Source organism: Wenyingzhuangia sp. IMCC45533 (assembly GCF_054111225.1).
The window spans coordinates 2,273,152-2,288,605 of record NZ_CM134197.1 but is presented as its reverse complement, the minus strand read 5'-3'; the positions used below and the strand labels follow the sequence as shown (position 1 = coordinate 2,288,605).

The 15,454-nt window shown below is 33.2% G+C and carries 16 protein-coding genes; 7 read left to right on the top strand and 9 right to left on the bottom strand.

Annotation, left to right across the window (positions count from 1 at the left end; translation table 11 throughout):
- Positions 1 to 8 precede the first annotated feature (8 nt).
- Both mnmA and ACXGQW_RS10190 read right to left on the bottom strand, forming a co-directional pair.
- Positions 9 to 1,199 (bottom strand): tRNA 2-thiouridine(34) synthase MnmA, encoded by a 1,191-nt coding sequence (mnmA, locus tag ACXGQW_RS10195; RefSeq protein WP_457822546.1) that lies wholly within the window; start codon positions 1,197 to 1,199, stop codon positions 9 to 11.
- Positions 1,200 to 1,501: 302 nt separating this feature from the next.
- Positions 1,502 to 2,530: a toxin-antitoxin system YwqK family antitoxin gene (locus ACXGQW_RS10190; protein WP_457822544.1), complete on the bottom strand. Its 1,029-nt coding sequence runs from the start codon at positions 2,528 to 2,530 to the stop codon at positions 1,502 to 1,504.
- Between the two features lie 177 nt (positions 2,531 to 2,707).
- Between ACXGQW_RS10190 and purB the strand changes: the two genes are divergently transcribed.
- From purB to ACXGQW_RS10175, 3 genes are read left to right on the top strand one after another with little or no spacing between them, the layout of a single operon-like run.
- Positions 2,708 to 4,051, top strand: a complete 1,344-nt coding sequence (gene purB, locus ACXGQW_RS10185) for an adenylosuccinate lyase (RefSeq protein WP_457822542.1) — start codon at positions 2,708 to 2,710, stop codon at positions 4,049 to 4,051.
- Positions 4,052 to 4,054: 3 nt separating this feature from the next.
- Complete coding sequence (locus tag ACXGQW_RS10180) at positions 4,055 to 4,426, top strand: hypothetical protein (RefSeq protein WP_457822540.1); 372 nt, start codon at positions 4,055 to 4,057, stop codon at positions 4,424 to 4,426.
- A gap of 34 nt (positions 4,427 to 4,460) precedes the next feature.
- On the top strand, positions 4,461 to 6,080 hold the full coding sequence (locus tag ACXGQW_RS10175; RefSeq protein ID WP_457822539.1) for a M1 family metallopeptidase: 1,620 nt from the start codon (positions 4,461 to 4,463) through the stop codon (positions 6,078 to 6,080).
- 232 nt (positions 6,081 to 6,312) lie between these two features.
- On the opposite strand, the gene ACXGQW_RS10170 is transcribed toward ACXGQW_RS10175, so the two are convergent.
- Complete coding sequence (locus ACXGQW_RS10170) at positions 6,313 to 7,107, bottom strand: M48 family metallopeptidase (RefSeq protein ID WP_457822537.1); 795 nt, start codon at positions 7,105 to 7,107, stop codon at positions 6,313 to 6,315.
- Between the two features lie 99 nt (positions 7,108 to 7,206).
- Between ACXGQW_RS10170 and msrB the strand changes: the two genes are divergently transcribed.
- The 3 genes from msrB (at position 7,207) to ACXGQW_RS10155 (ending at position 10,196) form a co-directional block, all read left to right on the top strand.
- Entirely contained in the window at positions 7,207 to 7,665 is a 459-nt protein-coding gene (gene msrB, locus ACXGQW_RS10165; RefSeq protein ID WP_457822535.1) for a peptide-methionine (R)-S-oxide reductase MsrB, read from the top strand.
- A 207-nt stretch (positions 7,666 to 7,872) separates the two neighbouring features.
- Positions 7,873 to 9,219, top strand: a complete 1,347-nt coding sequence (gene ffh, locus ACXGQW_RS10160; protein ID WP_457822534.1) for a signal recognition particle protein — start codon at positions 7,873 to 7,875, stop codon at positions 9,217 to 9,219.
- Positions 9,220 to 9,320: 101 nt separating this feature from the next.
- Positions 9,321 to 10,196 (top strand): bifunctional 5,10-methylenetetrahydrofolate dehydrogenase/5,10-methenyltetrahydrofolate cyclohydrolase, encoded by an 876-nt coding sequence (locus ACXGQW_RS10155; RefSeq protein ID WP_457822532.1) that lies wholly within the window; start codon positions 9,321 to 9,323, stop codon positions 10,194 to 10,196.
- Positions 10,197 to 10,406: 210 nt separating this feature from the next.
- Here ACXGQW_RS10155 and ACXGQW_RS10150 read toward each other — a convergent pair whose 3' ends face one another.
- Complete coding sequence (locus ACXGQW_RS10150; protein WP_457822530.1) at positions 10,407 to 10,967, bottom strand: hypothetical protein; 561 nt, start codon at positions 10,965 to 10,967, stop codon at positions 10,407 to 10,409.
- Between the two features lie 124 nt (positions 10,968 to 11,091).
- Between ACXGQW_RS10150 and ACXGQW_RS10145 the strand changes: the two genes are divergently transcribed.
- Positions 11,092 to 11,721 carry a 7-carboxy-7-deazaguanine synthase QueE gene (locus ACXGQW_RS10145; protein ID WP_457822529.1) on the top strand — a complete coding sequence of 210 codons (630 nt, stop codon included), beginning with the start codon at positions 11,092 to 11,094 and terminating at the stop codon, positions 11,719 to 11,721.
- A gap of 4 nt (positions 11,722 to 11,725) precedes the next feature.
- On the opposite strand, the gene cmk is transcribed toward ACXGQW_RS10145, so the two are convergent.
- The 5 genes from cmk to yajC all read right to left on the bottom strand — a co-directional run bounded on the left by cmk (position 11,726) and on the right by yajC (position 15,452).
- Positions 11,726 to 12,415, bottom strand: a complete 690-nt coding sequence (gene cmk, locus ACXGQW_RS10140; RefSeq protein WP_457822527.1) for a (d)CMP kinase — start codon at positions 12,413 to 12,415, stop codon at positions 11,726 to 11,728.
- A 4-nt stretch (positions 12,416 to 12,419) separates the two neighbouring features.
- Entirely contained in the window at positions 12,420 to 13,430 is a 1,011-nt protein-coding gene (gene porQ / locus ACXGQW_RS10135; protein WP_457822525.1) for a type IX secretion system protein PorQ, read from the bottom strand.
- Positions 13,431 to 13,494: 64 nt separating this feature from the next.
- Complete coding sequence (gene coaE / locus ACXGQW_RS10130) at positions 13,495 to 14,073, bottom strand: dephospho-CoA kinase (protein WP_457822523.1); 579 nt, start codon at positions 14,071 to 14,073, stop codon at positions 13,495 to 13,497.
- The gene (locus ACXGQW_RS10125) at positions 14,070 to 15,023 is read right to left on the bottom strand and encodes a hypothetical protein (RefSeq protein ID WP_457822521.1); all 954 of its coding nucleotides are present in this window, start codon (positions 15,021 to 15,023) and stop codon (positions 14,070 to 14,072) included. Before ACXGQW_RS10125 ends, coaE begins: the two co-directional genes overlap by 4 nt.
- Positions 15,024 to 15,182: 159 nt before the next feature.
- Positions 15,183 to 15,452 carry a preprotein translocase subunit YajC gene (gene yajC, locus ACXGQW_RS10120; protein WP_457822520.1) on the bottom strand — a complete coding sequence of 90 codons (270 nt, stop codon included), beginning with the start codon at positions 15,450 to 15,452 and terminating at the stop codon, positions 15,183 to 15,185.
- Positions 15,453 to 15,454 lie beyond the last annotated feature (2 nt).

Here is a 15,454-nt window from a genome sequence, read left to right as displayed (position 1 = left end):
TTATAAATTTAAGCAATTACTCCCGATCCCAAAAGTTCATCTTCTAAATGCCAAGCTACAAATTGCCCTTCCTGGATAGCCGATTGAGGATTTTCAAACTCTACGTACATTCCGTCTTTAGCTTGATGCAAAGTAGCCTTTTCTAAAGGTTGACGATATCTGATTCTAGCCAGTACTGATAGGGTATCTCCCTCGTTTAAAGTTAAATCTTCTCTGATCCAGTGCAACTCTTCGTTACTTACAAATAAAACACTTCTATACAAGCCAGGGTGATTTTTGCCTTCTCCAGCATAGATTACATTTTCTTTAACATCTGTTTCTATCACAAACAGAGGTTCTTTAGTTCCTCCCACTGCCAAACCTTTGCGTTGTCCTTTGGTAAAATAATGAGCTCCTTGATGTTTAGCAATTGTTTTACCACTACGGGTATTGTATCTATATTTTTGACTAAAAAAATCTAATTCTTCTAATTTAGTAGAAAAACTAGGTATCTCTTTTTTGTAATTTTCGTTTTCTTTAGGTACTTGAACAATAACTCCTTCTTTGGGTTGTAATTTTTGTTGTAAAAATTCTGGCAACCTTACTTTACCTATAAAACAAAGTCCTTGAGAGTCTTTTTTATCAGCCGTAACCAAATCTAATTTTTTGGCGATTTCTCTAACTTCTGGTTTGGTTAATTCACCAATAGGAAATAAGGCTTTTGACAGTTGCTCTTGGGATAATTGGCATAAAAAATAAGACTGATCTTTATTTTTATCTACTCCCGATTTTAGCTGATAAACTTCTTTTCCGTTAACATCTTGAGTGACTCCTCTCCTACAGTAATGCCCTGTAGCCACATAATCAGCTCCCAAATCCACTGCAATTTTCATAAATACATCAAACTTAATTTCTCTGTTACAAAGTACATCAGGATTTGGAGTTCTCCCCATTTCGTATTCATTAAACATATAATCTACAATACGGTCCTGATATTCTTTGCTCAAGTCTACTACCTGAAAAGGAATTCCTAATTTTTCTGCAACTAGCATAGCATCGTTGCTATCCTCTAGCCAAGGGCATTCATTTGAAATTGTTACAGAATCATCGTGCCAATTTTTCATAAACAACCCGATTACCTCGTATCCTTGCTCCTGTAATAAATATGCTGCTACACTGCTATCTACACCACCAGAAAGTCCTACTACTACTCGTTTCATATGCTAAAAATTACGGAAACAAAGATACTATAAATGTAGGACTTTAAGAGAATATCGTTTTATCATAAACATTTGTTTCAACATCGAAAATTCGCTTATGAGATTTCTAACCTTAAACGAGGTAGACTCGACGTTCTTTATACTACTGTATGCTATGAATCTAAAAAAAAATGAAAACAAGCTCGTTGTATATCGATACTAAAAAAGCCCCTTCGAGGGGCTTTTCTAGTATCGATATATTTGTGAAATCAACCAGTGGTAAACTTGTAAACTTACTCTTGATTCATTAAACTTCTATCTATTTACTTCTTTTTCTTTTTAACTTTTTCGAGTACTTGTTGGTCGTATAATTTTTTTGCTTTCATTCTAAGCTCAATTCTTTTGATTTCTTCGGGGCTTAGTGAATTTTTCTTTTTGATGTTTTCTAAAATTTCTTCGTCTGTAAGTTTTTCTATCTTCTTAGTTCCTTTCTTTTTAGATTTGATGCTCTTTAAAATCAACTCATCTGTTGCTTTCTCAACTTTCTTTATTTTGACATCCATTTTTGAAGAAATATTTTTCAAAATTTCATCATCAGACAACTTAGCATATTCTCTCTTTTTTTCTTTTTTGCCTTCTATATTTGCCATAATATGCTCATCATCCGGATGGTCTCGCTTTTTATTAGGTTCTTTATACCCCATAAACTCTCCATCTAAGTAGAAATCCCATTTTCCTACCTTATAATCTTTGTAATACAATCCAGATTCTTTAATATCCCCGTTAGCTTCGTAAAAGGTAGTTCTACCATGTAAAAGTCCATCTTCGTAGGCCATTTCATGTAACTTAATTCCTTTATCAGAATACCTAGTCGCTACTCCATGTAAAACACCGTTTTTATAGCTTTTTTCTTCCGCTTTTTTACCGTTAACGAAATAAACAGTTGTTTTACCGTTTAAAATTCCATCGTTGTCATACTCCTCTTTAATGATAATATCACCTTTATCATTATAATATCTCCAAACTCCTATACGTTTTTTACCACGCATTTGGCCATCACTTTTTAATTTTCCATCGATGTTATAAAAAATAACGTCTGCGATGTCCGTTCCTTTGATAAAGAACTTTTTTATAGTAGGATAGTTATTGATGATTTTATTTTCGTAAAAATAAAAATCCCCTACTTCCTTACCATGGAAAAATTTACCTCTGTATCTGATCCTTCCAGAATCGTATCTTTTTTCCCAAACACCGTGTCTTTTACCATTTCCATCAAACCTATTAACGTCTTCCTGAGAAAACAACAATAAAGGAAACAATAACATCAAAAAGAAAAAATTTCTAAACCCCATTTAAACCATATTTTTATCAGAAAAGCTATTTGCTTAAAACAAACAGTAGTATTCTATTTTATAGACTAATATAAACTATTTTAAAAAGGAAAATTACAAAGTTTAAAGTATACAAAAAAACATCTTTCAACTTTTCTTATTTTAACGTACTTTTGCCACTTAAATCTTTACAAAGAAATGAATTTAACAAATTTAAATGCCATCTCTCCTATTGATGGAAGATATAGAGGAAAAGTTGAATCTTTAGCTGCCTATTATTCTGAAGAAGCTTTGATTAAATACAGAGTTAAAGTAGAAATAGAATACTTTATTGCTTTGTGTGAAATTCCACTACCTCAGTTAGAAGATTTTGATAAAGATTTGTTTACTGATTTAAGAAGAATATATTTAAATTTTTCTGCTGATGATGCTCAAAAAATTAAAGATATTGAGCGCGTGACCAATCACGATGTGAAGGCTGTTGAATATTTTATCAAAGAAAAATTTGATGCTTTAAACTTACAAGCTTTTAAAGAATTTATTCACTTCGGATTGACTTCTCAAGACATTAACAACACCGCAATTCCTCTATCTATTAAAGATATGTTCGATGAGGTATACAACGATGAATTAGAAGCTGTTGTTAGTAAATTAAAAGAACTGGCTAACGAGTGGAGTGATGTATCTATGTTAGCTCGTACCCACGGACAACCTGCTTCTCCTACTCGTTTAGGTAAAGAAATTATGGTATTTGTAGAGCGTATTCAACAACAAGTTGCGCTATTAAAACAAGTGCCTCATGCTGCTAAATTTGGTGGTGCTACAGGAAACTTTAACGCACATCACGTAGCTTATCCTAATATAGATTGGAAATCTTTTGGAACTGACTTTGTAGAAAACACACTAGGTTTACAACATTCTTTTCCAACGACTCAAATTGAGCATTATGATCACATGGCTGCTATTTTTGATGCTGTAAAGAGAATTAATACGATCATCATCGATTTAGATAGAGATGTATGGACCTATGTTTCTAATGATTATTTTAAGCAAAAAATTAAAAAAGGAGAAGTAGGTTCTTCTGCGATGCCACACAAAGTAAATCCTATCGACTTTGAAAACTCTGAAGGAAACTTAGGGATTGCAAATGTCATTTTTGAACACCTAGCTATTAAATTACCAGTTTCTAGATTGCAACGTGATTTAACAGATTCTACTGTTTTAAGAAATGTTGGAGTTCCTTTTGGGCACACTTTAATTGGCTTTGCTTCTACTTTAAAAGGTTTAGGGAAATTATTAATTAATCGCGATGCCTTTGCCAAGGATTTAGAAAACAACTGGGCTGTGGTGGCAGAAGCTATTCAAACTATTTTACGTAGAGAAGCTTACCCTAATCCTTACGAAGCCTTAAAAGGATTAACTAGAGTTAACGAAAAAATTACAGGAGATACTATCGCTAATTTTATAGATACTTTAGATGTTTCTGATAAAATTAAAGCCGAATTAAAAGTAATTACTCCAAGTAACTACACAGGAATTTAATTCATGAGATTTTTTATAAATATTATTTTCATATCCGTTTTGTTCTCTTGTACAACCAAGAACAAAACGGATATTCTTTATTTTAAAAAAGGGAATTTTAAAACCTATATAGGAGAAAGGAAAGACAGTTCTTTTTTTTACAGAAATGACAAAATTCAAGTAGAATCTTATCAAAATCAAAAAGATACTTTTGATATTTATTGGAAATCTAATTTTGAATATCATCTAAAAAAGGTACATCCTACTTCAAAACTTGATAGTATTCCCTTCATCGTTAAAATTACGGCTATCAAACAAGACTATTATCAGTTTAAAGGATACTACTTAGGAAGTAATTTTAAGCAAGATGGAATAACTTATAAAGTAAAAGAATAATCCATTCTTTTAAGAAAAATATTAAATTTATAGTATGTTTAAATTTAATATTGTTCTATTTCTTCTGTTTTGTTCTACAGCACAAAGTCAACAACTTTTTACCAAACAAGATAGTATTAGAGGAAGCATCACGCCAGAACGCAATTGGTGGGACGTGAAAAAATATAACTTGGCTATAGATGTTTATCCAGAAAAACAAGCCATTAGTGGTAAAAATAGCATCAGCTATCAAGTACTAAAACCCGATAACAAACTACAATTTGAACTTCAAGAACCTTTGGTTGTAGATTCTGTTATCCAAAATAACATCAAACTGAACTACCAAAAAACAGGAATGAGTTATTTTGTAGCTTTAGAAAAAAAGCAGATTGCTGATAGTATAGAAAACATACACATATATTATCACGGAAAACCAAAAGAAGCAACCAACCCTCCGTGGGATGGTGGTATTACATGGAGTAAGGACTTGTTTAAAAAACCGTTTATAGCTTCGGCCAATCAAGCCATTGGAGCAAGTGTTTGGTGGCCTTGTAAAGATCATCCAGCAGATGAAGCAGATGAAGTTGAAATTACCGTTACAGCTCCTGATCCGCTCATTAGCGTTTCCAATGGTAGGTGCACAAATATTAGTCACAACGCCAACGGAACAAATTCTTACACTTGGAAAGTGAACAGCCCTATCAACAATTATGGAGTTAGTATCAATATTGCTAATTATGCTCACTTTAGCACTCGTTATAAAGGAACTAAAGGCTATTTGGACTGTAACTACTACGTACTATCTCACAACTTTTTAAAAGCTAAAACCCAGTTTAGAGACGTAGATAGAACGTTAAGCGCTTTTGAATATTGGTTGGGTCCTTATCCTTTTTACAAAGATGGTTACAAATTGGTCGAAGTTCCTTATTTAGGTATGGAGCATCAAAGTTGCATTGGTTACGGGAATCATTACAAAAACGGTTACTTGGGTAAAACAATGGGATTATCGGACTGGGCTTTAAAGTTTGATTATATTATTATTCACGAAACTGCCCATGAGTGGTTTGCCAATAGTATTACTTGTAAAGATGTTGCCGATTTATGGATTCACGAATCTTTTGCCACCTACGCAGAGAGTTTATTTGTGGAATATTTTTATCAAAAACAAGCAGCTAATGAATACGTCCAAGGGCTTAAACCTTATGTGAAAAACGATAGGCCTATTGTGGGTACTTTTAACGTTCATCATCATGGTAGTGGAGATATGTATTTTAAAGGTAGTTTGATGTTACACACCCTGAGAAACGTCATTAACAACGACCAAGTTTGGAAACAGATACTGAGAGGTTTGAACAAAACATTTTATCATAAAACTGTAAGTGGTAGAGAGCTTATTGGTTACATTAACAACAAAACAGAAGTTAATGTGCTTCCTTTTTTTAAACAATATTTACATACCACAAAAATTCCTGAACTTTTAGTACAACAAAAAGGTGAAGATATTTTGTACAAATGGAATCAAGTTGTTGACGACTTTGAATACCCTATAAAAGTTTACATTAATAAAACTGAAACTTGGATTACCCCTAAAAAGGATGGGTGGAGCGCTGTTAAAGGAAAACTAAAAAGCCTAAAGATTGATCCTAATTTTTATATCACTAAGAAAGAATGGTAAGTATCTGCAATAGTGATCAAACGAGCGTTTCCTGAACTTGAAATAATTTATTTATAAATTGCTTTTTAATGCTTCGTATTTGTTTCAAATAAGTGATTTATATTTAGTAGGATTTAATCACTATTCTAATTCTATTTAGGTCCTTTAAATAAATTTAAAAGACCTAAAAGAATGAAAATCTATATAGAAATAAATTTAGCTTTATTTTTAAAATTAATAGACGAGACAATCTCTATCTAAACTTAGCCGCTAACCTTCTGGCTTCGGGTAAATAAGTTCTTAACGTTCCTATTCTTGAAGTATTAGAAGGGTGAGTGCTTAAAAACTCTGGCTGAGAACCTCCTCCTAAAGCTTTCATTCTTTCCCATACCTTTACAGCTTCTTCTCCATTGTAACCTGCCATAATCATAAACACCAATCCTAACTTATCGGCCTCTGTTTCATGAGTTCTACTATATTTTAGCATTCCCAATTGAGAACCTACACCGTAAGCCATATTCCACAATTGTTGTGCTCTAGGATTTTGAGTAGAGGTTCCAATAGCAATGGCAGCACCTCCATATTGTTGTAATTGACTTGAACTCATACGCTCCTGTCCATGCTTTGCAAACGCGTGAGCAACTTCGTGTCCCATAATAGCTGCAATACCATCTTCATTTTTAGCAACAGGTAAAATTCCCGTATAAAAAACTACTTTACCACCTGGCATACACCACGCATTTAATTGTTTGTCATCAACCAAATTAAATTCCCAGCGATAACTATCTGCTTCGGAAGACATATTGTTTTTTCTCATAAACTTATCTACAGCTCTTGAAATCCTAACTCCTATTTCCTTAATTTGCTGAGACTGCCTAGTATTATTAATTACCTTGTTTTCCTTTAGAAAAGAATCATACTGAGCAAAACTTGTAGGTAGAACCGAAGCATCGGAAACAAAGTTTAACCTTTTTCTACCAGTGATAGGCACAGTTGAACATGCTGTTAAAAATACAATTGCTAATATTGATGAAATTATTTTATTCATAATAGATTACTTTTTAATTCTAAACAAATATAATATTTGAAAGCTAACTACGTAATGATTATAATCAATAAACGACCCATTAAGCAAACCCACAGTACCATGAAACAAATATTAATTTCAAGTTGTCTATTGTTTTTAAGTATGACTTCTTTTGGTCAAGAAAAAATAATAAAGTCGGATGCTGAATGGAAACAGCAACTTACCAAAGAACAGTACTACATACTTAGGCAAAAAGGTACTGAATATGCTTTCAGCGGTAAATACAACAAACATTACAAAAACGGAACATATCATTGCGCTGGTTGTGACACACCATTATTTGAATCGACAACTAAGTTTGATTCTGGTACAGGATGGCCTTCTTTTGACAATCATATTAGTAATCATGTGTCTTTCTTAGAAGATCATAAATACGGAATGGTTAGAACCGAAATTATCTGCAAGGTTTGCGAAGGACATTTAGGGCATATGTTTCTAGATGGACCCAGAAAAACCACAGGTAAAAGATATTGCGTAAACTCGGCTTCTTTGTTATTTAAAGAAGCAACAAAGCCTTAGTGAAAGACATATAGTTCACATTCTATTGCTTTCGCATTTAAATGAATTTTGCATTTTATCGTTTGGTTCTTGACGAATGCAATTGAGATTGTTAACAGCTAAATCTTTCCTTGTTTTGGGAAAGATTTTGTTGTGAATAAAGCCTTTAAAAATTGCTATATTCTTGTATATTTGCAGCTCAACTTTAATCAAAGTAAATCAAAGCATATGTTTAATAATTTATCGGATAAACTAGATAAAGCCCTACACCTTTTAAAAGGACATGGAAAAATAACTGAAGTAAATGTTGCAGAAACACTAAAAGAGGTTCGTAGAGCCTTGTTAGATGCCGATGTAAACTTTAAAGTAGCTAAAGATTTTACAAAAAGGATTAAAGAAAAAGCCATGGGGCAAGACGTATTAACAACGTTGAATCCTGGGCAACTGATGGTTAAGTTAGTAAAAGATGAATTAACCGATTTAATGGGTGGAGAAACTGCAGGTATTAATTTATCTGGAAATCCTACCGTAATTTTAATGGCTGGTTTACAAGGATCGGGTAAAACTACTTTTTCTGGTAAATTGGCTAACTTTTTAAAGACAAAGAAAACAAAGCAAGTGTTGTTGGTTGGAGCGGATGTTTATCGTCCAGCTGCCATCAACCAATTACAAGTTGTTGGAGAACAAATTGGGGTTGAAGTGTATGCGGAAACAGAAAATAAAAACCCTGTTGAAATTGCACAAAATGCTATTGCACATGCCAAAGCAAACGGTAAAAATACTGTTATTATAGATACTGCAGGTCGTTTGGCTATTGATGAAGCTTTGATGACCGAAATCTCCAACATTCATAAAGCTGTAAGCCCACAAGAAACTCTTTTTGTAGTAGATTCTATGACGGGACAAGATGCTGTAAATACAGCAAAAGCTTTTAATGATTTGTTAAATTTTGATGGTGTTGTTTTAACAAAATTAGATGGTGACACTCGTGGTGGAGCTGCTTTAACTATTAAAAATGTAGTTAATAAGCCTATCAAGTTTATTGGTACTGGAGAAAAAATGGAAGCAATTGATGTTTTCTATCCAGAACGTATGGCCGATCGTATTTTGGGAATGGGAGATGTTGTATCTTTAGTAGAACGTGCTCAGGAACAATTTGACGAACAAGAGGCTAGAAAGCTTCAAAAGAAAATCGCTAAAAATCAATTTGGTTTTGATGACTTTTTAAGTCAAATTCAACAAATCAAAAAAATGGGGAATATGAAAGACTTGGTTGGGATGATACCAGGTGCTGGAAAAGCCCTAAAAGATGTTGATATTGATGATGATGCTTTCCAAGGTATAGAAGCTATAATCAACTCTATGACTCCGCTAGAGAGAACAGAGCCTAAAACTATCAATGCTTCTCGTAAGAAAAGAATTGCTAAAGGTTCTGGAACTAGCATCGCGGAAGTAAATCAATTACTAAAGCAATTTTTTCAGATGAGTAAAATGATGAAAATGATGCAAGGTGGAGGAGCTAAAAAAATGATGCAAATGATGGGAGGCATGAAAGGTGGAATGCCCGGAATGTAAATTCTTTAGTACATAATACAGAGTAACTATTAGTCAGATTTTACAAAGATTACCCTACACAACTCAGTACTTTGTACCTTCGCACTTAATACTATAAAACAATGACAATATTAGACGGTAAAAAAACTTCTGCAGACATTAAAGCTGAAATTGCAGAGAGTGTAAAAGAATTAAAAGCCAAAGGTAAAAAAACACCTCATTTAGCTGCTGTTATTGTAGGAAATGATGGTGCTAGTAAAACCTACGTAGGTGCGAAAGTAAAGGCCTGTGAATTGGTTGGTTTTGAATCAACTTTGGTTGAATTACCCGAAGAAACTACAGAAGCAGAGTTATTAGCCAAAATAGAGGAGTTAAATAACAACAATTCTGTTGACGGTTATATTGTTCAATTACCACTGCCAAAACATATTGATGAGCATAAAGTTTTGTTAGCTGTAGATGCTACTAAAGATGTTGATGGATTTCACCCTACAAACGTAGGTCGAATGGCGTTAGAATTACCTACTTTTTTACCTGCTACTCCTTATGGTGTGATGGAATTATTGGAACGTTATAAAGTCCCTACTTCTGGTAAAAATGTGGTGGTTATTGGTCGTTCTCATATTGTGGGAAGACCGATGAGTATCTTAATGAGTCAACGAAGAGCTGCTGGAGATGCTACTGTTACCGTAGCTCATTCTAGAACTAAAAATTTAAAGGAACTAACCTTAAACGCAGATATTATTGTTGTTGCTTTAGGTGTTGCTGAATTTTTAACAGGTGATATGGTAAAGCAAGGAGTCACTATTATTGACGTAGGAATAACTCGCTTAGAAGATACTAGTAAGAAAAGTGGTTTCCGTTTGGCTGGAGACGTTCATTTTGAATCTGTCGCACCAAAAGCTGATTTTATTACTCCAGTTCCTGGAGGTGTAGGACCGATGACTATTGCCATGCTATTAAAAAATACGCTACTAGCGGGTGAACAAAGAGGTTAGATAACAAAAATAATACATAACGAAAAATCCTTGATATTAAATATCAAGGATTTTTTTGTTTTTTAAAACATCTATCATTGTATTTCCTTTAATGGCTTAAATTTTTTAGTTTGATTTAAACCCCATGAGGATTATATGTTGAAAACTATAGTTTACGACATCAACTTCAAAAAATAACATAACCCTGTTATATTGAACTTACACTTACGGCTAATCTTCTAACCATACGGTAAAAGAAGTAAATTTTGAATCATCTGGTATTTGAGCTTTGTCTACTGTCCCTAGCTTAAAAGCTTTGATTCCCAAATCTTGTTTATCCATGGTTAACGTAGCGTTAATGTCTTTGACAAAAACGGTAACCAAATGAAAAGAAGCTTCTAACCTTTCAATATTATGGTTCACATTTAGGTCGTTAAACGTAGAAGAAAGATTGAATCCTGACTCAGTCTTGTACTCATCGCTAAACACCGTAACACTTTTAATTTTAGAGATAGAATCCAAGGGGTTTACAGGAGAAATAGCCAATGCTAACCTTCCTCCTTTTTGATAAATTAGATGAGTGTCATTATCTAAGATGTATGCGTTTTTATTCCCAAAATCTCCCTCGCTGTATCTAGAAACAATTGAGTCTTGCTCAAATAAAGTATTTAAATCTTCAATAGTAGTCTTTTTGGTAATAGCACCTACTTTGTTTAAAGCTATTGTGTAATCTCTTTTATTGCAAGAAACCAGTAATGCAAGTAGCAAACCAACAGTGATTATTTTTTTCATATATATTGTAAATTTTTGTCTAATTTAAACAAATAGTCTTTTATTTTTTACAACTTAACCTTTATGCTCCAAATAATTTTTATTGTTTAATTTCTTGTATCTTTGCACACCCAAAACTACAATTATGGATAGTACTACTAAAGATCTTGTAAATAAAGGAGTTATGCTGCCTCTTATGGAAGAATTTTACACCATTCAAGGAGAAGGTAACCATACAGGTACTGCTGCTTATTTCATTAGGGTTGGAGGTTGTGACGTAGGATGCCATTGGTGTGACGTTAAGGAAAGTTGGGATGCAGATTTACACCCACCCACCCACGCAGATATAATTGTTGAGAATGCAAATAAATATGCTAAAACTATTGTAATTACTGGTGGTGAACCTTTAATGTGGAATATGCAATACTTGACCTCATCATTGCAAAACAAGGGACTGCAAACTCACATAGAAACTTCTGGAGCTTATCCTTTGAGCGGACAATGGAGTTGGATTTGTTTGTCTCCTAAAAAAACTAAATTGCCTTTACAGGAAATTTATACGGAAGCTGATGAGTTGAAGATGATTATTCACAATCAAAGTGATTTTGATTTTGCAGAACAGCAAGCCGCTAAAGTTTCTGACAAGTGTACTCTGTACTTACAACCTGAGTGGAGCAAAAAAGAAAAAATGACTCCCATGATTGTTGACTATGTAATGAAAAATCCACAGTGGAAAATATCATTACAAACTCACAAATACTTAAATATTCCTTAAAATATTATAGTTTTTCTTTTACAAGGGAAAGAATGTAATCAAACTGCTCTTTTCTAGACATCTTAGAATTGTCTATCTCAACAGCATCGCTTGCTTTTACTAAGGGCGAATCTTTTCTTGTGGTGTCTATCTGATCTCTTTCAACTACGTTGTTGTAAACTTCTTGATATGTTATCTCAGTATTCCCTTTTGCTACCATTTCATCGTATCTGCGTTTGGCTCTTGTGTCTGCAGATGCTATCATAAATAATTTTAGCTCTGCGTTGGGAAATACTACTGTTCCAATATCTCTTCCATCCATCACCACACCTTTAGATACTCCCATTTGTTGTTGCAACACTACTAATTTCTGTCTTACTTCTGGAATTGCAGCTACTTTACTAACATAAGAAGACACTTCCAAACCTCTAATTTTCTCTTCTACGTTCACACCGTTTAAGTGTGCTTCAGAAAATCCCAAACTTTTATTGTAGCTAAAGGAAATGTTAATTTTATCCAAATCATCAACCAATTGATGATGATTCACGATTCCGTTATTTGCGAAATTGCATTGGAGTGCATATAAGGCTACAGCTCTATACATGGCACCTGTATCTACATAAATGTATCCTAACTCTTTTGCCAATTGCTTTGCCACTGTGCTTTTACCCGTGGATGAAAAACCGTCGATAGCAATAATAATTTTTGAACCCATTGATTTATTGTAAGTGTAACGTTAAACCAAAAGTACTGTACTTGGCTCCTTCTTGAAATTTGGAAAAGGCATAATCAAATTTGATTCGTTTGGTGTTAAAACCAAAACCATAGGACAGTCCAGATCCGGTTCTTACATCATTTAATCTGAACTCCTGAGCTCTCCTGTGATTATATCCAATTCTTATATTTAATTTTTTATCGGGCCACAATTCTACCCCACCAGACATATGTCTTAAAATATTAGCCGTTGTACTTATTTTTTCTGGTGTAACCTCTCCCTCTAAATCTGTTTTTTCTTGTGAAGGGTTTGGAACACTAATATCCCAATTATTAAGTTCATCAAAAGAAGCGTAGAGCTTTAATGGAACATGTTCTAATTGATACTCTGCAGATACAATTACGTTGTTTGAAACAGCTTCTTCTCTGTTGGTAAATTGTGTAAGTTGTTTTCCGTTATTTCTTATCACGAGAGCCATCACTAACGGATAGTAAGGATGCACGTAAACAGCTCCTATATCATATAAAATAGCAGAAGAAGTAAAAGTGTCTATTTTAGAAGATACATACTTTAATGAAACTCCCAATGTAACATCTTTGTAAGTATATCCATAACCCAGAGCAATGGCTAAATCTCTAGCTCCAAAGCTCCCCACTACTGTTGGTCCAGAAGCATTGGTCCTTTCCAAATCACCATAATCAAAAAATTGAACTCCAAAAGAGGCGATTCCATATTTAGGATTGATAGATCTAACGTAAGACAAAGATCCTACTTTTATATCAGCTATGTAATTGACGTAGTTTATGGAAACATCTCCATCTATTTCGTTATTTACAATCGCTGGGTTCCAAATGGCTTGACTGACATCATTTCTGGAGGTAAGTGTAACTCCACCTAGTGCTATCTGTTTGGGAGATGTTGGCAAATTTAAAAATGGATATAACGTTTCTCCTCCCACTTGAGAATACATGCTCTTAAAAATAAATACAAAAAGAATAGAAACTATATATCTCATTACTTACACTACGTATAACAAATATAAACGCAAAAAATTAATTTTTGGTATTAACTTGTTTCTTTTAAACTGTTAATTGTTTGTGGATGTCTAACACTTTTTCCTCTAGGTCGGAATAGTTACTGTTTTCGATAACAAAATCTCCTCTTTTTATTTTTTCCTCATCACTCATCTGATGGTTGATTCTTGCTAAAACTTGTTCCTTTGTAACGTTATCTCTCTCCATTACTCTTTTTATCCTCGTCTCTACTGGGGCAGTAACAACAATAATTTTATCACATAAGTGATGATTGTTGTTCTCAAACAAAATAGCACTTTCGTAAATGATGTAAGGATGCGTAGTATTGTTCTTGACAAACTCCTGCAAATCTTTATGAACTTCTGGATGGACTATTTGATTTATTTTTAAAAGTAATTTTTTGTCTGAAAAAATTTGCGAAGCTATGAATTGTTTGTTGAGTTTATTGTGAACATAAGCCTCATTTCCTAATAATTGGGTGATTTGTTGTTTTACTATATTCGAATCATTCATTATGCGCTTTGCTTGCTCATCTGCCACATAACAAGGCATTCCTAATTTTTCAAAATACTTAAGCACCGTGGTTTTGCCACTTCCAATCCCCCCTGTCAAACCTACAATCATTGCTTTAAAATTAAGTATTCCACTTTATCCGTTTGCACTTTTACCGATAGTATTGATGAAGGCTTTTTAATCAATTCTGTTGCTATGTATTTATCACCTCTTTTGTTAAAATCTGTAACTACTATAAAATCGCTCTCATTAATTTCGTTAAATTGAGACAATCTTACTTTACAATGTACTTTTATTTTTTTTGGGTACACTACCACCTCTTTGTTACCAGTATTAATTACTTGTATTGGCAATATTAGTGTTTTCTCCGTTACTTTTTCTACTTCTATCTCTACCCTCACAGATTCGTGGTCAAAAGTTAATTTATCTCCCTGAGGTTTTACAATAGGTAAATTTTGAGAAATAGAAGTTAACACGTCTGTTTCTTGATACGGTTCTAAATAAATTTTATCTACTTTTTTTAATTGTAACTCGGGACCTGATACTTGAATTGAATCTGGATATAACTGAACTCCTTCAAAGGAATGATACCCTAAATGATAGTCTATTTGAAGATTAGGGATCACAGGAACTTTTTTAAAACTCCTTTTTCCTAGTTTGAAAAGCAATCTATCTTCTAAAATCTCAATCACCTGAACTCTATCGTTGATACTTAATCTTACCTGTTTTGAGATATTGGTATTAGATAGAAAATATTGGTAACCCCCTTCTTGCATTACATTTTTTAAAGAAATTTCTAGCTGATTACTCGTAAAAGCTTTCTTAAAAAAATAATATCCTGTTGTGTGTAATCTTACAGATATTGTGGATGGTGGGGCTTCTTGGAAAACAAACGCATCTGGTAAGTCTACATAGACTACCTCATAATTAACAACCTGATTATAATTTTTAGACAACTGATTAATTAACCAAAAAACGCAAGTACACAGCACAAATAATAGAAAAACATAATGTTTCTTTTTGCTAAAAGCAGATTGTATGTATTTTTTTATCAATGCCATTATTAGCTAAAATAACAAATGAGTCAGTATAAAACGTTATTTTTTTCAAGAGTTATTCACCACAAAACCTGTCTTATCTTAATTGGTAAAATTTACAGGATGCTTTAAAACTAAAAAGCCTCTAGAAAAATCTAGAGGCTTAAACAAGAGTGTTGTTTTTTATTTTTTTTCTGGTTGATTGTATTTCTTGGTCAACTCAATGTTTAAAGCTGATTTTTCTACTAACAATTTTCCCGCATTGGTTTCCACCATTACAGTACCTTCATTTATTTCTACTAACTTTCCGTGTATCCCACCAGTAGTAACTACTTTAGTTCCTTTAGTTAAAGATTCCTTAAATTTTTTTTCATTCCTACTTCTCTTTACTTGAGGTATAATCATAAAGAAGACAATAAAAACTGCCATTACCACTAAAAAAATTGGATTCATTG

Excerpts from the sequence above, each read along its gene's own strand:
- mnmA (WP_457822546.1), bottom strand. The coding sequence starts at position 1,199 with ATGAAACGAGTAGTAGTAGGACTTTCTGGTGGTGTAGATAGCAGTGTA.
- ACXGQW_RS10190 (WP_457822544.1), bottom strand. The coding sequence starts at position 2,530 with ATGGGGTTTAGAAATTTTTTCTTTTTGATGTTATTGTTTCCTTTATTG.
- purB (WP_457822542.1), top strand. The coding sequence starts at position 2,708 with ATGAATTTAACAAATTTAAATGCCATCTCTCCTATTGATGGAAGATAT.
- ACXGQW_RS10180 (WP_457822540.1), top strand. The coding sequence starts at position 4,055 with ATGAGATTTTTTATAAATATTATTTTCATATCCGTTTTGTTCTCTTGT.
- ACXGQW_RS10175 (WP_457822539.1), top strand. The coding sequence starts at position 4,461 with ATGTTTAAATTTAATATTGTTCTATTTCTTCTGTTTTGTTCTACAGCA.
- ACXGQW_RS10170 (WP_457822537.1), bottom strand. The coding sequence starts at position 7,107 with ATGAATAAAATAATTTCATCAATATTAGCAATTGTATTTTTAACAGCA.
- msrB (WP_457822535.1), top strand. The coding sequence starts at position 7,207 with ATGAAACAAATATTAATTTCAAGTTGTCTATTGTTTTTAAGTATGACT.
- ffh (WP_457822534.1), top strand. The coding sequence starts at position 7,873 with ATGTTTAATAATTTATCGGATAAACTAGATAAAGCCCTACACCTTTTA.
- ACXGQW_RS10155 (WP_457822532.1), top strand. The coding sequence starts at position 9,321 with ATGACAATATTAGACGGTAAAAAAACTTCTGCAGACATTAAAGCTGAA.
- ACXGQW_RS10150 (WP_457822530.1), bottom strand. The coding sequence starts at position 10,967 with ATGAAAAAAATAATCACTGTTGGTTTGCTACTTGCATTACTGGTTTCT.
- ACXGQW_RS10145 (WP_457822529.1), top strand. The coding sequence starts at position 11,092 with ATGGATAGTACTACTAAAGATCTTGTAAATAAAGGAGTTATGCTGCCT.
- cmk (WP_457822527.1), bottom strand. The coding sequence starts at position 12,415 with ATGGGTTCAAAAATTATTATTGCTATCGACGGTTTTTCATCCACGGGT.
- porQ (WP_457822525.1), bottom strand. The coding sequence starts at position 13,430 with ATGAGATATATAGTTTCTATTCTTTTTGTATTTATTTTTAAGAGCATG.
- coaE (WP_457822523.1), bottom strand. The coding sequence starts at position 14,073 with ATGATTGTAGGTTTGACAGGGGGGATTGGAAGTGGCAAAACCACGGTG.
- ACXGQW_RS10125 (WP_457822521.1), bottom strand. The coding sequence starts at position 15,023 with ATGGCATTGATAAAAAAATACATACAATCTGCTTTTAGCAAAAAGAAA.
- yajC (WP_457822520.1), bottom strand. The coding sequence starts at position 15,452 with ATGAATCCAATTTTTTTAGTGGTAATGGCAGTTTTTATTGTCTTCTTT.